This is a genomic window from Streptomyces sp. NPDC016562, from assembly GCF_043076955.1.
In the GTDB taxonomy this organism is placed as follows: domain Bacteria; phylum Actinomycetota; class Actinomycetes; order Streptomycetales; family Streptomycetaceae; genus Streptomyces.
Map to the genome: position 1 here is coordinate 1 of NZ_JBIBRZ010000004.1, position 19079 is coordinate 19079.

The 19079-nt window shown below is 73.0% G+C and carries 17 protein-coding genes; 6 read left to right on the forward strand and 11 right to left on the reverse strand.

The genetic code is table 11. The annotated features are described in order from the left end of the window. The first annotated feature begins 710 nt into the window (after positions 1-710). Positions 711-1712, forward strand: a complete 1002-nt coding sequence (gene trpS, locus ACF059_RS18455) for a tryptophan--tRNA ligase (protein ID WP_361949501.1) — start codon at positions 711-713, stop codon at positions 1710-1712. A 68-nt stretch (positions 1713-1780) separates the two neighbouring features. On the opposite strand, the gene proC is transcribed toward trpS, so the two are convergent. The 5 genes from proC to ACF059_RS18480 all read right to left on the reverse strand — a co-directional run bounded on the left by proC (position 1781) and on the right by ACF059_RS18480 (position 5302). Continuing rightward, positions 1781-2590, reverse strand: a complete 810-nt coding sequence (gene proC, locus ACF059_RS18460; RefSeq protein WP_361949498.1) for a pyrroline-5-carboxylate reductase — start codon at positions 2588-2590, stop codon at positions 1781-1783. 124 nt (positions 2591-2714) lie between these two features. After that, complete coding sequence (locus ACF059_RS18465; RefSeq protein WP_392058184.1) at positions 2715-3479, reverse strand: ABC transporter permease; 765 nt, start codon at positions 3477-3479, stop codon at positions 2715-2717. After that, positions 3476-4300 carry an ABC transporter ATP-binding protein gene (locus ACF059_RS18470; protein ID WP_392058187.1) on the reverse strand — a complete coding sequence of 275 codons (825 nt, stop codon included), beginning with the start codon at positions 4298-4300 and terminating at the stop codon, positions 3476-3478. Before ACF059_RS18470 ends, ACF059_RS18465 begins: the two co-directional genes overlap by 4 nt. Before the next feature lie 86 nt (positions 4301-4386). Then, complete coding sequence (locus ACF059_RS18475; RefSeq protein ID WP_392058190.1) at positions 4387-4929, reverse strand: hypothetical protein; 543 nt, start codon at positions 4927-4929, stop codon at positions 4387-4389. A gap of 58 nt (positions 4930-4987) precedes the next feature. Continuing rightward, positions 4988-5302, reverse strand: a complete 315-nt coding sequence (locus tag ACF059_RS18480) for a peptidase (RefSeq protein ID WP_392058193.1) — start codon at positions 5300-5302, stop codon at positions 4988-4990. Between the two features lie 105 nt (positions 5303-5407). On the opposite strand from ACF059_RS18480, the gene ACF059_RS18485 reads away from it, so the two are divergent. After that, positions 5408-7540 (forward strand): PQQ-binding-like beta-propeller repeat protein, encoded by a 2133-nt coding sequence (locus tag ACF059_RS18485; protein WP_392058196.1) that lies wholly within the window; start codon positions 5408-5410, stop codon positions 7538-7540. Between the two features lie 48 nt (positions 7541-7588). On the opposite strand, the gene ilvD is transcribed toward ACF059_RS18485, so the two are convergent. From ilvD to ACF059_RS18505, 4 genes are all read right to left on the reverse strand, one after another. Continuing rightward, positions 7589-9439 carry a dihydroxy-acid dehydratase gene (ilvD, locus tag ACF059_RS18490; protein WP_392058199.1) on the reverse strand — a complete coding sequence of 617 codons (1851 nt, stop codon included), beginning with the start codon at positions 9437-9439 and terminating at the stop codon, positions 7589-7591. A 134-nt stretch (positions 9440-9573) separates the two neighbouring features. Next, entirely contained in the window at positions 9574-10188 is a 615-nt protein-coding gene (locus ACF059_RS18495; RefSeq protein ID WP_392058201.1) for a TetR family transcriptional regulator, read from the reverse strand. A 26-nt stretch (positions 10189-10214) separates the two neighbouring features. Next, positions 10215-11060, reverse strand: coding sequence for a sugar phosphate isomerase/epimerase family protein (locus ACF059_RS18500; RefSeq protein WP_392058204.1), 846 nt, complete (start codon positions 11058-11060; stop codon positions 10215-10217). 58 nt (positions 11061-11118) lie between these two features. Beyond that, positions 11119-11769 (reverse strand): hypothetical protein, encoded by a 651-nt coding sequence (locus ACF059_RS18505; RefSeq protein WP_392058207.1) that lies wholly within the window; start codon positions 11767-11769, stop codon positions 11119-11121. Positions 11770-11850: 81 nt separating this feature from the next. Between ACF059_RS18505 and ACF059_RS18510 the strand changes: the two genes are divergently transcribed. Then, the gene (locus ACF059_RS18510; protein ID WP_392058209.1) at positions 11851-12375 is read left to right on the forward strand and encodes a hypothetical protein; all 525 of its coding nucleotides are present in this window, start codon (positions 11851-11853) and stop codon (positions 12373-12375) included. A 72-nt stretch (positions 12376-12447) separates the two neighbouring features. On the opposite strand, the gene ACF059_RS18515 is transcribed toward ACF059_RS18510, so the two are convergent. Beyond that, the gene (locus tag ACF059_RS18515) at positions 12448-13377 is read right to left on the reverse strand and encodes a Ppx/GppA family phosphatase (RefSeq protein WP_392058212.1); all 930 of its coding nucleotides are present in this window, start codon (positions 13375-13377) and stop codon (positions 12448-12450) included. Between the two features lie 63 nt (positions 13378-13440). Here ACF059_RS18515 and ACF059_RS18520 point away from each other — a divergent pair, with 63 nt between their 5' ends. Beyond that, entirely contained in the window at positions 13441-14301 is an 861-nt protein-coding gene (locus tag ACF059_RS18520) for a hypothetical protein (RefSeq protein WP_392058215.1), read from the forward strand. 67 nt (positions 14302-14368) lie between these two features. Here the strand turns inward: ACF059_RS18520 and ACF059_RS18525 are convergent, their stop codons facing one another. After that, positions 14369-16132 (reverse strand): hypothetical protein, encoded by a 1764-nt coding sequence (locus ACF059_RS18525; protein ID WP_392058218.1) that lies wholly within the window; start codon positions 16130-16132, stop codon positions 14369-14371. 206 nt (positions 16133-16338) lie between these two features. Here ACF059_RS18525 and radA point away from each other — a divergent pair, with 206 nt between their 5' ends. Next, positions 16339-17751 carry a DNA repair protein RadA gene (gene radA, locus ACF059_RS18530; protein WP_392058221.1) on the forward strand — a complete coding sequence of 471 codons (1413 nt, stop codon included), beginning with the start codon at positions 16339-16341 and terminating at the stop codon, positions 17749-17751. Positions 17752-17933: 182 nt separating this feature from the next. Further along, a complete protein-coding gene (disA, locus tag ACF059_RS18535; RefSeq protein WP_361949463.1) occupies positions 17934-19058 on the forward strand; it encodes a DNA integrity scanning diadenylate cyclase DisA in 1125 nt (374 codons plus the stop codon). The last annotated feature ends 21 nt before the right edge of the window (positions 19059-19079 follow it).

A 19079-nucleotide genomic window follows, 5' to 3' on the forward strand; every position in this document is an offset into this window, starting at 1 on the left:
TTGAGTTCTCAAGGAACGGACGCTTCCTTTGTACTCACCCTCTCGGGCTTTCCTCCGGGCTTTCGTTCTGTTCTTGCGTTTCCGACTCTATCAGAGTCAGTCCCGCTTGCTTTCCAAGTTCTCGCTTTCGCGTTTCCCTTTCCGGCGATTCCGACTCTATCAGATCCTTTCGGGCCTGACCCCCGGTCAGCGGGGTTTGCGTTCCGGGCTGTTGGGCCCTTCCGGCGAGTGAGACAGTAGCGGATTCCTTGCCCCCGAACCTAATCGGCGGCTGCGTCCAGTGGACGCGGATTCCTCATTCGCAAATACGCATGAAAACGAGACGACACGGTGCGTCGTTCGTTCGAATGTGTAGTGCGGGATGGTCGTCCGGGGACCGACCGGGGGTCGGCGCTCACTTCGGACAACTCGAAGAACCTTACGGATCGGGCACACCCGTGTCAACCCCCGCCTGACCTGCCCCACGAGATGAAAGAACTTCCCCCCTTCCTCCCGACCATCCGTCTACGCTGGGCCCCATGACGACGCATGCGCTCACGCTCGACCTGCGCTGGTGGCCCGCCTGACGGCGGCCCATCTTCTGCGCGAGCACGCATGCGCTCACGGCCGCCGCTACGGCGGCCGTTTTTCTTTCTCCCCTCCCGGGAGCGGCTCGGTCGCCGCACACAGTGGCCTCGGCACGACTCACACGGGACAGAGGAGAGCGGGACATGACGAAGAGGATCTTCAGCGGGATCAAGCCGACCGGGCACCTGACGCTGGGGAACTACCTGGGGGCCGTGCGGCAGTGGGTCGCCGCCGACCGCGAGCCGGACGAGGCGCTGTTCTGCGTCGTCGATCTGCACGCGCTGACCGTCGAACACGAGCCGGCGCGCGTACGACGGCTGAGCCGGCAGGCCGCGACGCTGTTGCTCGCCGCCGGGCTCTCACCCGAGAAATGCACCCTGTTCGTACAGAGCCATGTCGACGAGCACACGCGGCTGGCCTACCTGATGGAGTGCACCGCCAGCGACGGTGAGCTGCGGCGGATGATCCAGTACAAGGAGAAGGCGGCGAGGGCGCAGGCCACCGGGGAGGGCGTGCGGCTGTCGCTGCTCACCTATCCCGCGCTGATGGCGGCCGACATCCTGGCGTACGGGGCGTCGGAGGTGCCGGTCGGGGAGGACCAGCGCCAGCACGTCGAGCTGACCCGGGATCTGGCCGTGCGGTTCAACCAGCGCTACGGGCACACCTTCACCGTGCCCAAGGCCACGCTGCCGACGGTTGCCGCGCGGGTCATGGACCTCCAGGACCCGACGTCGAAGATGGGGAAGTCCCACGAGAGCGGTGCGGGGATCGTCTACCTGCTCGACGAGCCGGCGGTCATCGCCAAGAAGGTGATGCGGGCGGTGACCGACAGCGGGGACGGCGGGGTGGTCTACGACCGGGAGGCGCGGCCGGGGGTCGCGAACCTGCTGGACATCCTGGCGGCGTGCTCCGGGGGTGACCCGGCCGTGCTCGCCGACGGGTACAGCGGGTACGGGGCGCTCAAGCGGGACGTCGCCGACGCGGTGGTGGAGCTGCTGCGGCCGGTGCAGGAGCGCCACGCCGGGCTGGCGGCCGATCCGGGCGCCGTGGAGAAGGTGCTGCGGGAGGGCGCCGGGCGGGCCCGGGCGCTGGCGCGGCCCGTGGTGAACCGGGCGTACGAGGCCATCGGCCTGCTCGCGCCGTAGGGGATAGGGGGACAGAGGGATAGGGGGTACGGGCTCCGCGTGCGGGGCCCGTACCTGTGGCTCCTGGGTCAGCTGTTGCCGGAGGCGAGCTCGCGGCTACGGTCGCGGGCCGCTTCGAGGGCGGCGATCAGGGCCGCGCGTACCCCGTGCTTCTCCAGCTCCACGATGGCGTTGATGGTCGTACCGGCCGGGGAGGTCACCGCCTCGCGGAGCTTGACCGGGTGCTCGCCGCTGTCGCGGAGCATCACGGCGGCGCCGACGGCGGCCTGGACGATCAGGTCGTGGGCCTGGGCGCGGGGCAGCCCGAGGAGGATGCCGGCGTCGGTCATGGCCTCGACGAGGTAGTAGAAGTACGCGGGCCCCGAGCCGGAGAGGGCGGTGGCCGCGTCCTGCTGGGACTCCGGGACGCGCAGGGTCTTGCCGACGCCGCCGAAGATCTCCTCGGTGTGGGCGAGGTGCTCGGCGGTGGCGTGGCTGCCGGCGGAGATGACGGACATGGCCTCGTCGACGAGGGCGGGGGTGTTCGTCATGACGCGCACGACGGGGGTGCCGGGGGTGAGCCGCTCCTCGAAGAAGGAGGTGGGGATGCCGGCGGCGCCGCTGATGACCAGGCGGTCGACGGGAACGTGCGGGGCGAGCTCGTCGAGGAGCTTGGCCATGTCCTGGGGCTTGACGGTGAGGATGAGGGTGTCGGCGCGCTTGGCGGCCTCGGCGTTGGAGACGGCCTCGACCCCGTAGCGGCTGCGGAGCTCCTCGGCGCGGTCGGGGCGGCGGGCGGTGACGAGGAGTTTGGAGGCGGGCCGGCCGCCGCGGATCATTCCGCTGAGCAGGGCCTCGCCGATCTTGCCGGTACCGAGGACTGCGACTGTCTGGGTCATGCCCGATTCACCTCGCCGAACGGTTCTTGCGCGTGAGCTGCGTATGCGTCCTCATCCTCCCACCCGGGCCCGGGGCGGGGCGGAGTTGTCCGGAGTGCGGTCAGGCGGTCACGCAGTCACCGAGTCAGGTGGTGCGGCGGCGGAGGGTGGCCGCGCCGAGGACGAGGACGAGCAGGGCGCAGGCGGCGACGACGACGGCGTCGCGTACGAAGTCGGCGGTCATGTCGGTGTGGGTGAGGACCTGGTTCATGCCGTCGACGGCGTAGGACATGGGCAGGGCGTCGGAGATCGATTCCAGGACCGGGTGCATGGTGTCGCGGGGCGCGAAGAGTCCGCACAGGAGCAGCTGGGGGAAGATCACCGCCGGCATGAACTGGACGGCCTGGAACTCGGACGCCGCGAAGGCGGAGACGAAGAGGCCGAGCGCGGTACCGAGGAGTGCGTCGAGGAGCGCGACGAGCAGGAGCAGCCAGGGCGAGCCGACGACGTCGAGGCCGAGGAGCCACAGGGCGAGGCCGGTGGCGAGGAGGGACTGGACGACGGCGACGGCGCCGAAGGCGAGGGCGTAGCCCGCGATGAGGTCGCCTTTGCCCAGCGGCATGGCGAGGAGTCGTTCGAGGGTGCCGGAGGTGCGTTCGCGCAGGGTCGCGATGGAGGTCACCAGGAACATGGTGATGAGGGGGAAGATCCCGAGGAGTGACGCGCCGGTGCCGTCGAAGGTGCGGGGGCTGGCGTCGAAGACGAAGCGCAGCAGGGTGAGCATCAGGACGGGGACCAGGAGCATCAGCGCGATGGAGCGCGGGTCGTGGCGGAGCTGGCGCAGGACGCGTGCGGCGGTGGCGAGGGTACGGGCGCCGCTCATCGCGGTCACGGCGGTCACGGCGGTCATCGGGCGCTCTTTTCTGCGGTGGGGGTGCTCGCGGTGGTGTCGGCGGCTCGGGCGTTGGCCTCGTCGACCAGGCGCAGGAAGCCCTCCTCGACGGTGGCGCTGTGCGTACGGGTGCGCAACGCGTCGGGTGTGTCCTGGGCGAGGATGCGGCCCTCGCGCATGAGGAGCAGGTCGTGGCAGCGCTCGGCCTCGTCCATGACGTGCGAGGAGACGAGGAGCGTGGCGCCGCGGGTGGCGACGATCTCGTGGAAGAGGTTCCACAGGTCGCGGCGCAGGACGGGGTCGAGGCCGACGGTGGGTTCGTCGAGGACGAGGAGCTCGGGGGTGCCGAGCAGGGCGACGGCGAGGGAGACGCGGCTGCGCTGGCCGCCGGAGAGGTTCCCGGCGAGGGCGTCGGCGCGGGAGGTGAGGTCGACGTCGGTGATGGCCCGCTGCACGGCCGCGGCGCGGCGGTCGGCGGCGCGCCGGCCGGGGTCGAGGATCGCGGCGAAGTAGTCGAGGTTCTGCCGCACGGTGAGGTCGTCGTAGACGGAGGGCGCCTGGGTGACGTAGCCGATGCGGGAGCGGAGCGTGGGGTGACCGGCGGGGTGGCCGAGCACGTCGAGGGTGCCGGTGACGTGGGCCTGGGTGCCGACGATGGCGCGCATGAGGGTGGATTTGCCGCAGCCGGAGGGGCCGAGGAGGCCGGTGACGCGGCCGCGGGGGACGTCGAAGGCGATGGCGTCGATGACGGTGCGGGGGGTGCGGCCGGCGCCGCGGCGGACGGTCAGGCCGTGGGCGTGGACGGCGGCCGGGTCTCCCTCGGGCTTGTTATTCATCATGTGATGAATAATGCTCCTGGCGGCGCCCGGGCGTCAATCACCTGGAGGCGGGAGTGTGGACCGGCGGGCTCCCCGGCCCGCAGGCCCTACTTCTTGCGCTTGGAGCGGCGGGCGGCCGGGTTGCCCGTACGGGTGCTGCGGCGGCGGGCGAATTCGGCCTGCGCGCGCTCGTACTCGGCGCGGCGGAGCTTCTCGCCCGGGGCCTCGACGAGGCAGCGCAGGAAGTACGCGATGAGGGAGCCGATGAAACCGATCGTCTTGAGGCCCTTGAGGGCCGCCTCGTCGGAGGACGGGGCCGGGCGGCGGCTGAAGGAGTCCCAGGTCTTGACGAAGGCGATGGAGCTGGCGATCGCGAAGAGGATGACGACGGAGATGCTGAGGAAGGGGCCGACGTTCCCGATCTCCAGGCCCTCGTAGGACAGCCGGAGCAGGACGGCCGCGGCGACGGCGGTGACGAGCGAGCCGACGGCGACGCCGGCGCGGCGCAGGGCGTAGCCGCCGTCGTGGTGCACCCAGGTGGTGCCGAAGAACCGGATCGGCTCGGGCTCGGGGCCGGTGGGAACCGGGGCCGGGCCGGGGGCCGGGGCCGGGGCGGCGGGGGTCTGGTCTCGCTGGTCGTCGTCGCTCACACCGGCGATTATCACCCCCGGTGACCGCCGCGGCCCCCCGCCGCAGGGCGCCGGAGCGTCAGCCGCAGCGGTTGGCGACGTAGCCGTCGCTGCCGGTCTTGACGTACGCGTCGGAGACGAAGAGGCCGTTGCCGATGCAGTCCCAGATGTCGGTGGTGCCGTAGGGGCCCGAGATGGTGGTTCCCGGGCACTGGCAGCGGATGCCCACGGTGGCGTCGTAGGGCAGCACCTTCATGATCGAGTACTGGGTACCCGGGCCGCTGCGGACGTTGACGCGGTACCCCGGGGCGACCGGGAAGTACTCGATGCCGTCCTCGGCGAGGCTCTGGACCGACGCCTCCACGGACGCCTCAGTCAGCTTGTCAACCGACATGCAAAATCTCCCCCTTGCGCATGACGCTCTGCAACTCGCGCAGGGTAGCAGGACCTTACCGATTCATATGCGCCATCGACTAGGCTCCGGCGGGGGTGGTCGGCAGTGCATTCGCTGTGCGCGGAACGGGCCGGATTTCCGGAATACGCCGGGCAGTACCGGCTGGAGTCCGTGCTGGGATCCGGCGGCATGGGGGTGGTGCATCTGGCCACTTCAGCGTCCGGTCTGCGCCTCGCCGTGAAGGTCGTACACGCCCAGCACGCGGTCGATCCGGAGTTCCGGGCCCGCTTCCGGCAGGAGGTCGCCGCCGCCCGCCGGGTGAGCGGGGCGTTCACCGCGCCGGTCGTGGACGCCGACCCCGACGCCGAACGGCCGTGGATGGCCACGCTGTTCATCGACGCCCCGACGCTCGCCGAGCGGGTGCGGGAGCGGCCCCTCGACGCGGGCGAGGCGACCCGGCTCGGCGCCGGGCTCGCGGAAGCGCTGCGGGACATCCACCGGGCGGGCGTGGTGCACCGGGACCTGAAGCCCAGCAACGTCCTGATGGCGCCCGACGGGGTACGGGTCATCGACTTCGGGATCTCGCGGCCGGTGGACAGCGATCTGCGGACCGAGACGGGAAAGCTGATCGGGACACCGCCGTTCATGGCGCCCGAGCAGTTCCAGCGGCCGCGGGAGGTCGGACCGGCGGCGGACGTGTTCGCCATGGGCGCCGTACTCGTCCACGCCGTGACGGGACGCGGGCCCTTCGACTCCGACAGCCACTACCTCGTCGCCTACCAGGTGGTGCACAGCGAGCCCGATCTGACCGGCGTCCCGGACGTGCTCGCGCCGATCGTCGAACGCTGCCTCGCCAAGGACCCCGCCGACCGGCCCACCCCCGGCGCCCTGCTCGGCGAGCTGCGGGCCGCCGCGTACCCGACGGGCGACGAGACCCGCGCCTTCATCCCACAGCCGCGCCGGCCCCTGGCCGCCGGGGCGAAGCCGGCGGCCGAGGAGGAGACCCACCGGCGGGTACGGGTGGAGGCGCCGCCCCGGCGCACGGCGCGCCCGCGGCCGTGGCGCACCGCCGCGGCGCTCGCCACGGGCCTGCTGCTCGCGGGGGGCGCGGTCGGCGGGTACCTCCGCATGCACGAGGAGCCCGCCGGGCCGGCCGTACGGACCTCCGCCGCCGAGCCGTCGCGGCGAGGACAGCCCGTCAGCGCCTGGGCGACCTCGCTGGAGAGCCAGGGCCGTGCGAACCTCGTCGTGTCCTGCTCCCCGGCGGCCGGCGCCCTGTACTGCTCGACGCCCGCCCTGGCCGCCGCGCGGCTGAACCCGACGGACGGCTCCGTCACCTGGTCGGCGCGGGCGGCGGCGCCGGACGCGGACAGCCAGGCCCCGCTGCACGTCGGCGGGCTCGTCGTGACGGCGACGCCGGGCAGCGGCACGGTGCAGGCGCTCGACCCGGCGACCGGTGCGCGGCGCTGGCAGAAGCCGATGCCCGGCGGCGGGCGGATCCTGCCGGCCGCCGGAAGCGTCCTGGTGACCGGCGGGGACGGCAGGGCGAGCGCGCTCGACGCCGCCACGGGAGCCACCCGGTGGACGAAGCAGATCGGTGGCGTGGGATCCCTCTGGCTCGCCGAACCCGAAGGCCCCGACGGCTGCCTCCTGTACGTGGCCACCCCGGCGGGCGACGGCCGCTCGACCCAGGTCTCGGCCCTGGACTGCGCGAGCGCGGCGGTGCGGTGGCAGCAGCGCACCCCGGGCACGGCCGAGCCGGTCGGGGTCGCGCAGGGCGCGCTGCACCTGCTGCGCACCGACTCCGACGGGCGGACCCGCGCGGTCCTGCGGGTCGACCTGCGGACGCGGGCCGTGAAGGAGACGCCGCTGCTGGGCCTGCCGCAGGCGCAGGCGGCGGTCGACGCCCACGGGACGGTGTACGTCTTCGGCATGTCCGGCGCGCTGGCGGCGGTCGGCGCGGACAAGGAGGAGTGGCGGCTGGAGACCGGGGTGTCGGTCGCCTCGCGGCCCGTGGCCGACGGCGGCCGCGTCTACCTGAGCGCGGTGGACGGGCGGCTGCTCGCGGTGGACGGGGCCGCCGGGCGGCTCATCGGCCAGACGAAGCCCCGTATGGGCACGGGGCACGCCTATACGGCGACGGTGCCCGCCCCCGTCGTCGCGGACGGCAGGGTCTTCGGGAGCGCGCCCGACGGGTCCGTCTTCGCGGTGGACGCGGCGGACCCCGCCGGCTGGTGAGCGCGGCGGGGTCCGTGGTGCGGCGTCGGCAGATTGCGTGAAGCCGGTTCAGCCCAGGCGGGAGACGTCGCGGACCGCGCCCTTGTCGGCGCTGGTGGCCATGGCGGCGTAGGCGCGCAGGGCGGCGGAGACGGTCCGCTCGCGGTTCTTCGGGGCGTAGACCCCGCCGAGGGCGGCGTGACGAGCGGCCAGGGTGGCGTCGTCGACCAGGAGCTGGATCGAGCGGTTCGGGATGTCGATGCGGATCAGGTCGCCGTCCTCGACGACGGCGATGGTGCCGCCCGAGGCCGCCTCCGGGGAGGCGTGGCCGATGGAGAGGCCCGAGGTGCCGCCGGAGAAGCGGCCGTCGGTGACCAGGGCGCAGACCTTGCCGAGGCCGCGTCCCTTGAGGAAGGACGTCGGGTAGAGCATCTCCTGCATGCCGGGGCCGCCGCGCGGGCCCTCGTAGCGGATGACGACGACGTCACCCGCCTTGATCTCCTTGCGGAGGATCTTGTCGACGGCCTCGTCCTGCGACTCGCAGACGACCGCCGGGCCCTCGAAGGTCCAGATCGACTCGTCGACGCCCGCCGTCTTGACGACGCAGCCGTCGGCCGCGATGTTGCCGCGCAGGACGGCGAGGCCGCCGTCCTTGGAGTACGCGTGCTGCACGGAGCGGATGCAGCCGCCCTCGGCGTCGAGGTCGAGGGTCTCCCAGCGCTCGGACTGGGAGAAGGCGGTCGCGGAGCGCTTGCAGCCGGGGGCCGCGTGCCACAGCTCCATGGCCTCCTCGCTCGCCGTGCCGGAGCGGGCGTCCCACTGCGCGAGCCAGTCCTCCAGGTTCGCCGAGTGGACGGTGGTGACGTCCTTGTTCAGGAGGCCGCCGCGGTGGAGCTCGCCGAGGATGGCGGGGATGCCGCCGGCGCGGTGGATGTCCTCCATGTAGTACGTGCCGCCGGGTGCCACGTTCGGGGCGACCTTGGCCAGGCACGGGACGCGGCGCGAGACGGCGTCGATGTCGGTGAGGTCGTAGTCCAGGCCCGCTTCCTGCGCCGCGGCCAGCAGGTGCAGGATCGTGTTCGTGGAGCCGCCCATCGCGATGTCCAGGGCCATGGCGTTCTCGAAGGCCTCGCGGGTGGCGATGTTGCGCGGCAGGACGGACTCGTCGCCGTCCTCGTAGTAGCGCTTGGTGATCTCCACGACCGTGCGGCCGGCGTTCTCGTACAGGGCGCGGCGGGCGGTGTGGGTGGCCAGGACGGAGCCGTTGCCGGGCAGGGCCAGGCCGATGGCCTCGGCCAGGCAGTTCATCGAGTTGGCGGTGAACATGCCCGAACACGAACCACACGTCGGACAGGCGTTCTCCTCGATGCGGAGCACGTCCTCGTCCGAGACGTTCTCGTTGGAGGCGTCGACCATGGCGTCGATCAGGTCCAGCTTGCGGACGGTGCCGTCCACCAGCGTCGCCTGCCCGGCCTCCATCGGACCGCCGGAGACGAAGACCACCGGGATGTTCAGGCGCATGGCGGCCATGAGCATGCCGGGGGTGATCTTGTCGCAGTTGGAGATGCAGATCAGGGCGTCGGCGCAGTGGGCCTCGACCATGTACTCGACGCTGTCCGCGATGAGGTCGCGGGAGGGCAGGGAGTACAGCATGCCCGCGTGGCCCATGGCGATGCCGTCGTCGACGGCGATCGTGTTGAACTCGCGCGGGATGGCTCCGGCGGCCCGGACGGCGTCGGAGACGATCCGGCCGACGGGCGCCAGGTGCGTGTGGCCGGGGACGAACTCGGTGAAGGAGTTGGCGACCGCGATGATCGGCTTGCCGATGTCCTCGCTCGCTACGCCCGACGCGCGCATCAGCGCACGAGCGCCTGCCATGTTGCGGCCGTGGGTGACGGTGCGGGACCTCAGCTCGGGCATGCGGTTTCACTCCCCATGAGTGCGGCTGTACGGGTCAGCCGCGACTGCGGATATGGCTCAGATACGAGGCTACGCCCCCTGCCCGCGATCCGGACGGCTCGTCCGGATGTCGGGACGGCGGGCTCACTCCTCGGTCAGGCCTCGGTCAGGTAGCGCTGGAGCGTGGGCGCCACCAGGGCCACGATGTCCTCCGGGTCCGCGGACGCGAGGGGCTCGACCTGGACGACGTAGCGCAGGATCGCGATGCCGACCATGTGGGAGGCGGCGAGCTCGGCGCGGAAGGTCGGGTCGGGGACGTCCAGGTCGGCGGCGACGCGCTCCAGGACCCGCCGCAGGACCAGCCCGCGCAGGACCTTCGCGGCGGCCTCGTGCGTGAGCGCCGAGCGGATGACGGCGAGCAGCGGAACGCGCGTGACCGGGTTCTCCCACACGCCCAGGAAATAGCGGGCGAGCCGCTCGCCGATGCCGTCCGGGCCCTCGCCGAGGATCGCCGGGACCACCAGGGCGGGCTCCAGGCTCACCTCGATGGCGGCGGCGAAGAGGTCGTCCTTGCTGCCGAAGTAGTGGTGGACCAGGGCCGGGTCCACCCCGGCCACCTTCGCGACGCCGCGCACGGAGGTCTTGTCGTACCCGCGCTCGGCGAACACCTCACGGGCGGCGAGCCGGATGCGCTCCTGCGTCCCGGGCCCCTCGGTCTCATCCTGACGCGGCCGCCCGGGCCCACGCCGACGCGGCTTCGCAGGCGGCACGGGCCCCGCGGACCCTGCGGGCTCCGTCACGGCCGGTGGACCCCGTCGCGCTCGTCCCGCCCGGCGCGCGCGGCGGTGGCGAGGTGCAGCCGCGTGAAGGCCAGGGCCTCGGCGAGATCGGCCTCGCGTTCGGCGGAGGACATGGCGCGCCGGGTGTTCACCTCGATGACCACGTGCCCGTCGAAGGACGTCCGGGCCAGCCGCTCCAGCAGCTCGGCGCAGGGCTGCGTACCGCGCCCCGGGACGAGGTGCTCGTCCTTGGCGGAACCGTTCCCGTCGGCGAGGTGGACGTGCGCCAGCCGGTCGCCCATCCGGTCGATCATGGCGAGGGCGTCCGTACGGGCGGTCGCGGTGTGCGACAGGTCCACGGTGAAGTGCCGGTAGTCGTCCTTCGTCACGTCCCACTCGGGCGCGTACGCGAGCACCTCGCGGTCGCGGTAGCGCCACGGGTACATGTTCTCCACGGCGAACCGGACGTCGGTCTCGTCGGCCATCCGCCAGATGCCGCTGACGAAGTCCCGGGAGTACTGGCGCTGCCACCGGAACGGCGGATGCACGACCACGGTGGACGCCCCGAGCCGCTCGGCCGCCGCCTTGGCGCGGCGCAGCTTGGTCCACGGGTCGGTCGACCACACCCGCTGGGTGATCAGCAGACAGGGCGCGTGGACGGCCAGGACCGGCACCTGGTGGAAGTCCGAGAGCCGGCGCAGGGCGTCGATGTCCTGGCTGACCGGATCCGTCCAGACCATGACCTCGACGCCGTCGTACCCGAGGCGCGCGGCGATCTCGAAGGCCGTCGCCGTGGACTCCGGATAGACGGAGGCCGTGGAAAGCGCGACTTTCGCGGTCGGGACGCGGACTGGTTCTGCCACGGAGACAGGGTACGGGGCCGCCGCCCGGGCGGTACGTGACGACCGCCACGCGGGCCCGTCAGGTGAGCTTGAAGAAGAGGGTGTCCTGCGTGTACCAGTCGACGGCCTTCGTGGCGAACTCCCACTCGCGGTGCTCGAACTCGAGCTTCTCGATCAGCTCCTGGACGTCGTACCGGAAGTCCCGGTCCATCTCCTCCAGGACGGCCCGGTAGGCGTCGGCGGCGGGCTTGGCCTTGGCGAGCGGCAGGTGGCCGATGGCCGGGTACCCGTCCATCGAGAAGGGGATGTAGGGGAACTCGTCGGGCGGCCCGCCGTAGAGGAACCCGTGGGGCAACAGGTCGGCGGGCACCCCCAGCCGGCGCATCTCGTCGTCCACCAGACCGAAGAAGGTGCTGGGCTTGGAATAGGTGCCCAGCTGGCTGGGGTCCGAGGCGTTGTGGTCGATGACGTGCTGCAGGGCGGCGTGGTACGCGTTGCCCGCGCACGGCGCGTCCGAGTCCGTGCGCCCGGCGATGAGGTGTTCGAGCGCCTCGGGCACGGACAGCCCCCAGTCGACCTCCTGCCGGTCGAGGTCGTCCTGCTGGACCTGGGCGGCCCGGCGCATCTTCCCCAGAAGGCGCTGCTGCTCCGCCGTCAGGTCCCCGTTGCTGCCCAGGAAGGCCAGCACATGGGCCTTGTCCGCCGTCGAGTACGCGATGTTGTGACTCATGATCGCCATGGTGCCAACCACCACTGACACTGTCAGCGGCCGCCCCTACGATGCGGGCAGGATCCAACATGGGGGGACAGCATGGGTTTTTCAGGTCAACTGGTCTTCGCCCGCAGCGAGCGTCCGCTGCTGGAGGCGCCGGTGTTCGCCGGCGCGCAGCAGGACGACGGGGGCGACGTCACCGCCTGGTGGCCGCGGCCGGGCGGCTGGCAGACGCTGCAGTTCCACGACGCGCTACCGCCCGACGTCCTGCGCGCCGTGGTCGAGTGGACCGGCGCACCGGCCTGCGTGGCCCGCGTGCACGACAGCGACGTCGCGCTGGTGAGCGGCCTGGAACCGGGCGGCGACCGCTGGCAGACCTGGCTGAACCTCGACATCGCCGCCGAGATGACCGACCGCCCGCCGGCCGAACTGGACGCCCGCGTCCCCGACGACGCCGCCCGCATCCTCGCGTGGGCCTGGGACGCGGATGCCGGCGAAGGCGTGGAGTCGGCGGCGATCGCCCAGACCCTGCGCTCCCACGAACCATGCGTGGAAAACCTCTTCACCACCCTCCTGGACCGCCTGGGCTTCCCGCCCGCCACGCCCCCGCAACCTCAGGGCTGACGCCCGCCGTCCTCGCGAAGCGCGTACCGACCTGTGGCGGGTCTGTTCCCAGCCCCGGACGGCCGCCGGACGCTAAGTAGGCAAGTGGTCCAGCCTCCGCAGGATCACGCCCTCCCGCAGCGCCCACGGGCAGATCTCCAGCTCGTCGACCCCGAAGAGGTCCATCGCGCCCTCCGCGACCAGCGCGCCCGCCAGCAGCTGGTTCGCCCGGCCCTCCGAGACGCCGGGGAGGGCAGAGCGCTGGGCCGTGCTCATCGCGGCCAGGCGCGGGACCCACTCCTCCAGCGATTTGCGGCTCAGGTCCCGCTGCACGTACAGGCCGTCCGCCGAGCGGGCCGCGCCCGCGATGCGGGCCAGCTGCTTGAACGTCTTCGACGTCGCCACCACGTGGTCCGGGGCCCCGAAGCGCCGGAACTCGCCGACCGTGCGGGCGATCTCCGCCCGCACGTGCCGCCGTAGCGCCCGGACGTCCAGGGAGTCCGGCGGGTCGCCCGGCAGCCAGCCCGCCGTCAGGCGACCGGCGCCCAGCGGGAGGGAGACGGCCGCGTCCGGGTCCTCGTCGATGCCGTACGCGATCTCCAGCGAGCCGCCGCCGATGTCCAGGACCAGCAGTTTTCCGGCGGACCAGCCGAACCACCGGCGCGCCGCCAGGAACGTCAGCCGGGCCTCGTCCTCACCGCTGAGCACCGGCAGGTCGACGCCGGTCTCGCGCTTCACCCGCGACAGGACCTCGTCGGCGTTCGTGGCCTCCCGCACGGCACTGGTCGCGAAGGGCAGGACGTCCTCGCACCCCTTGTCCTCCGCGGCCTGCACCGCGTCGGCGATCACCGACACCAGCCGCTCGACGCCCTCGGGGGTCACGGCGCCGCCCTCGTCGAGCAGCTCCGCCAGCCGCATCTCCACCTTGTGCGAGTGCGCCGGCTGCGGGCGCGCGCCGGGGTGCGCGTCCACCACCAGCAGGTGGACCGTATTCGAACCCACATCCAGGACACCGAGTCTCATAGGGGGAAACGCTACTGCGACGAACGCGCGGGGGTTGAGGAAGGGGCGCTTACGCTTGGGTTTGTGCCACATACGAAGAAGGCCAACAAGACCCGCTCGAAAAACGACACGGACACGGGCAAGGCCAAAGCCACCAAGGCCAAGACCAAGACCAAGAGCCTGGTCGAGACCCCCGTCGTAGACGACGAGAAGGGCCTCGACTTCCCCCGGGCCTGGGTCGAGTTCCCCGACCCCGCCGACGACGAGCAGGTCTTCCGCTGCGACCTGACCTGGCTGACCTCCCGCTGGACGTGCATCTTCGGCAGCGGCTGCCAGGGCATCCAGGCGGGCCGCGCCGACGACGGCTGCTGCACGCTCGGCGCGCACTTCTCCGACGAGGACGACGAGAAGCGCGTCGCCGAACACGTCGCCCGGCTGACGCCCGACCTGTGGCAGTTCCACGACGTCGGCAGCGAGACCGGGTGGACGCAGCTCGACGACGACGGCGAGAAGCAGACCCGTCGCTGGGACGGTGCGTGCATCTTCCTGAACCGGCCCGGCTTCCCCGCCGGGGCCGGGTGCTCCCTGCACATCCTGGCCTTGAAGAGCGGCCAGGAGCCGCTGGAGACCAAGCCCGACGTCTGCTGGCAGCTGCCGATCCGCCGGACGTACGACTGGATCGACCGGCCCGACGACACCCGCGTGCTCCAGGTGTCGATCGGCGAGTACGACCGCCGCGGCTGGGGGCCAGGCGGCCACGACCTGCACTGGTGGTGCACGTCGGCCACCTCCGCGCACGGCGCCGGGGACCCGGTGTACGTGTCGTACCGCGCCGAGCTGACGGAGCTGATGGGCAAGGAGGGGTACGAGGCGCTCGTGAAGCTGTGCGAGCAGCGGCTGTCCTCGCTCCTCCCCATGGCACCGCACCCCGCCGACCCGGCCTGAGGCGCGCGGCACACGGCCGTACGACCCGCCAGCCCGCCGGCCCGCCGGCCCGCCGCCAGTACGCCTGCTACGCCGGTGACGCCGTCGCCCCCGGCCCCGGCGCGTCCGTCGCACCCGAGCCCTCCGTCGGCGACGGCGCGGGCGTCGGGGACGGCGGCGGGATCGTCGGCTCCGTCGCCGTGGGCGTCGGGGTGGGACTCGGGGTCTGCGGCTCCGTCGGCGCCGGCGTAGGCGTCGGCGTGGCCGGCTGCGTCGGCTCCGGCGGCGGCGTCTGCGCGGGGCGGCCGCGCCCCTGGATGGAGACCACCGCGCCGCTCGGGTCCACCCCGACCCGGGCCGTCCACGCGCCCACGGGCTGCGCCTCGCGGTCCACGGCGATCCGCAGGGTGACCGATTCTCCGGGGGCCAGCGTGCCCGCGGTCCGGCTCGCGCGCAGCCACGGCGCGTCGGACCACAGCCGCCAGTGCACCGGGGCGCCGCCCGCGGCGGTGAGGGTGATCAGGGTGCTGGACCCGTAGGAGGTCGCGCTCACGGTCAGGTGGCCCGCGGTCCCCGCGGGGTCGGGGGACGCCGGGCCGCCGGAGCTGATCACCTCGACGGACACGTCGGGCGCCCCGCTGTCCTGGAGGAAACCGGGGCTGCCGGTGGTGCTGGCGGTGTTCCCGGCGATCTCGTAGGCGGTCAGCGGACGGCCGTCGGTCCGCGCCGCCGGCGACTCGGACCCGCTCGCGGAGATGCGCGACGCGTCGCCGCCGATGGGCTCGCCCGTGCTGGGCGCCCCCCGGTACGCCGCCCACAGCGCCAGCACCGGGGCCGCGACGACCGTGGCGACCACGGTGGTGGTCACCGCACGGGCGCGGAGCCGGTCGCGGCGGGCCGCGCGGTCCCGCGGGTCCATCGGGAAGCCGGTGCGGTCGAAGCGTGGGCCGGGTGTGCGGCCGCGGCCCCGGCCGGAGCGGAGCATCGCGGCGTGGACGGCGGTGCGGGGCGCCGGTACGAGGGGGAGCGCGGCGGTGTCGAGGCCGCCGGAGCCCGGCCACGGGGCCGCGGCGCCGACCCGTTCGGCGACGCGGCGGCACCGGGGGCAGTCGTCGACGTGGCGGACGAGCTCGGCGCGCAGGGTGGTGGACAGCAGGACCTGCCCGTCCCCGGTGAGCCGGGAGACGGCGGGACAGCTGCCGGTCTCCACGACGGCGAGGGCGGTACGCGTCCGCTCCACCTCGCAGGCGGCGCCGGACAGCAGCTCCCGGGCGGCGGCCGGCGGGGTGCCGAGGACGGCCGCGAGTTCGGGGACGCCGAGGCGGTGGCGGACGGCGAGTTCGAGGGCTTCGCGCTGCTCGGGGGTGGTCCCGGCGGCCTCGGGCCAGGCGAGCCGGGCCAGCTCGGTACGACGGTACGCGTTCACGTCAAGGGCGCGACGGGCGGTGGGGGCGGGGCTGGTATGGGCATCGGGGCCCATGTCACCCCCCGGCGCACGGCCGTCCGCCGTGTGCTCCGGCGCGCGCGGGGCGCAATGCGCTCCCTGTCGCGTGCGCCTCCGCTCCGCCAGCCGGCGCAGGCAGCCCCAGCGGGCGAGCGCGTAGAGCCAGGCCCGCCGGTCCCCCTCGTCGGGGCAGCGGCCGGGATGCCGTTCGGCCACGGCGAGGACGTCGCCGAGCACGTCGGTCGCGGCGTCGTGGTCGCACAGGACCGAAAGGCAGTAGGTGAACAGACCGTCGAGATAGGGCTCGTGCCGGAAGGGGGGCGGGAGCGCCCCCTCACGGGGTGTGCGCCCGTGCGCCCGGTGTGCGCCGGTGCGCGCTGAGGGGTGTGCCTGGCTGCTGCTGTTCACCTGGCGACCGTAGGCGGCACGCCGGTGGCGCCCCGGAAGCCTTCAGCACATTTAGTCCTTACGGGTGAACAGATCGGTGGTGTGCTGACCCGGGCCCTGACGCGGGGCGCCGCACAGCGGCCCCCGGCTCGTCCCCTCAGCTCACCACCACCGCCACCCCACCACCGCCGCCCCCGCTGTCAGTGCGGGCGGCTACGGTGAACGCCATGGCTGCCCGCACTGCTCGTTCATCCGCCAAGGACCGGCCGTCCTACCGCTGTACCGAGTGCGGCTGGACCACCGCGAAGTGGCTCGGGCGGTGTCCCGAATGCCAGGCGTGGGGCACCGTCGAGGAGATGGGCGCGCCCGCCGTGCGGACCACCGCCGCGGGCCGGGTGTCGACCGCCGCGGTGCCGATCGGGCAGGTCGACGGCCGGACGGCGACCGCGCGCAGCACCGGCGTGGACGAGCTCGACCGCGTCCTCGGCGGCGGGCTGGTGCCCGGGGCCGTCGTCCTGCTCGCCGGTGAGCCCGGCGTCGGGAAGTCCACGCTGCTGCTGGACGTCGCGGCGAAGGCGGCCAGCGACGAGCACCGCACGCTGTACGTCACGGGCGAGGAGAGCGCGAGCCAGGTGCGGCTGCGCGCCGACCGGATCAGCGCCCTCAGCGACCACCTCTACCTGGCAGCCGAGACCGACCTGTCGGCCGTGCTCGGGCACCTCGACGCGGTGAAGCCCTCGCTGCTGATCCTGGACTCCGTACAGACCGTCGCCTCCCCCGAGATCGACGGCGCGCCCGGCGGCATGGCCCAGGTGCGCGAGGTGGCCGGGGCGCTGATCCGGGCCTCCAAGGAGCGCGGGATGTCCACGCTCCTCGTCGGCCACGTGACCAAGGACGGGGCCATCGCCGGACCCCGGCTCCTGGAGCACCTCGTCGACGTGGTGCTCAGCTTCGAGGGCGACCGGCACGCCCGGCTGCGGCTCGTGCGCGGCATCAAGAACCGGTACGGGGCCACCGACGAGGTCGGCTGCTTCGAGCTGCACGACGAGGGCATCACCGGGCTCGCCGACCCGAGCGGGCTGTTCCTGACGCGGCGCGCCGAGGCGGTGCCGGGGACCTGCCTGACCGTGACCCTGGAGGGCAAGCGTCCGCTGGTCGCCGAGGTGCAGGCGCTGACCGTGGACTCGCAGATCCCCTCTCCCCGGCGGACGACCTCCGGTCTGGAGACCTCGCGCGTCTCGATGATGCTGGCGGTGCTGGAGCAGCGCGGGCGGATCACGGCGCTCGGCAAGCGCGACATCTACAGCGCCACCGTGGGCGGGGTGAAGCTCACCGAGCCGGCCGCCGACCTGGCGATCGCGCTCGCGCTGGCCTCCGCGGCCAGTGACGTCCCGCTCCCGAAGAACCTCGTGGCCATCGGGGAGGTCGGGCTGGCCGGCGAGGTGCGGCGGGTGACCGGCGTCCAGCGACGGCTCGCGGAGGCGCACCGGCTGGGCTTCACGCACGCCCTGGTGCCGTCGGATCCGGGCAAGGTGCCGGCCGGGATGAAGGTCATCGAGGTGGCGGACATGGGCGACGCGCTACGGGTCCTGCCGCGCGGGCGGTCCCGCACGCCGGCCAGGGAGCGGACCTCCGAGTAGCCCCACCGGGGGCCCTGCCCGGGCTCTGTACGGCCCCCGCCCGGGCCCCGTCGGGACCGGCCTGGTCAAGCCACCGCGGGCTCACAGCGCACGCCGGTAGACTTCTGGATGGTCCGCCCGGCCGTACGCACTCCCTCGTGCCCGCGTCGCAGGGCGGCGCAACCCGCGACCGGAGGAGTGCAGTGGCAGCCAAGGACGGGGCAGCAGCATCCGGCAAGTCGGGCGCCGGCTCCAAGCAGGAGGCCATGATGCGCGCCTCGCTGAGCGCGGTCGCACCTGGTCAGCCGCTGCGTGACGGCTTGGAGCGGATCGTCCGCGGCAACACCGGCGGGCTCATCGTCCTCGGCATGGACAAGAGCGTCGAAGCGATGTGCACCGGCGGTTTCGTGCTGGACGTGGAGTTCACCGCGACCCGGCTGCGCGAGCTGTGCAAGCTCGACGGCGCGCTCATCCTCGACAAGGACATCACCAAGATCCTGCGGGCCGGTGTGCAGCTGGTGCCGGACGCGTCGATCCCGACGGAGGAGACCGGCACCCGGCACCGTACGGCCGACCGCGTCTCCAAGCAGTGCGGCTTCCCGGTCGTCTCGGTGTCCCAGTCGATGCGGCTGATCGCGCTGTACGTGGACGGGGAGCGCCGGGTCCTGGAGGAGTCCGGGGCGATCCTGTCGCGGGCGAACCAGGCGCTGGCGACGCTGGAGCGGTACAAGCTGCGCCTCGACGAGGTCGCGGGCACCCTGTCGGCGCTGGAGATCGAGGACCTGGTGACGGTCCGCGACGTGACGGCGGTCGCGCAGCGGCTGGAAATGGTCCGCCGGATCGCGACCGAGATCGCCGAGTACGTGGTCGAGCTGGGCACCGACGGGCGGCTCCTGTCGCTCCAGCTGGACGAGCTGACGGTCGGGATCGAGCAGGAGCGCGAGCTGGTCATCCGGGACTACGTGCCGGAGCCGACGGCGAAGCGTTCCCGCACGGTGGAGGAGGCGCTGCCCGCCCTGGACGCGCTGTCGCACCCGGAGCTGCTGGAGCTGGCGATCGTGGCGAAGGCGCTCGGGTACACGGGGTCGCCGGAGACGCTGGACTCGGCGGTGTCCCCGCGGGGGTACCGGCTGCTGGCGAAGGTCCCGCGGCTGCCGGGGGCCATCATCGAGCGGCTCGTGGAGCACTTCGGCGGCCTGCAGAAGCTGCTCGCCGCGAGCGTCGACGACCTCCAGACGGTGGACGGCGTGGGCGAGGCCCGTGCCCGCAGCGTCCGCGAGGGCCTGTCGCGCCTCGCGGAGTCCTCGATCCTGGAGCGGTACGTCTAAGGGGCCGGGGCTCCGGCCCCT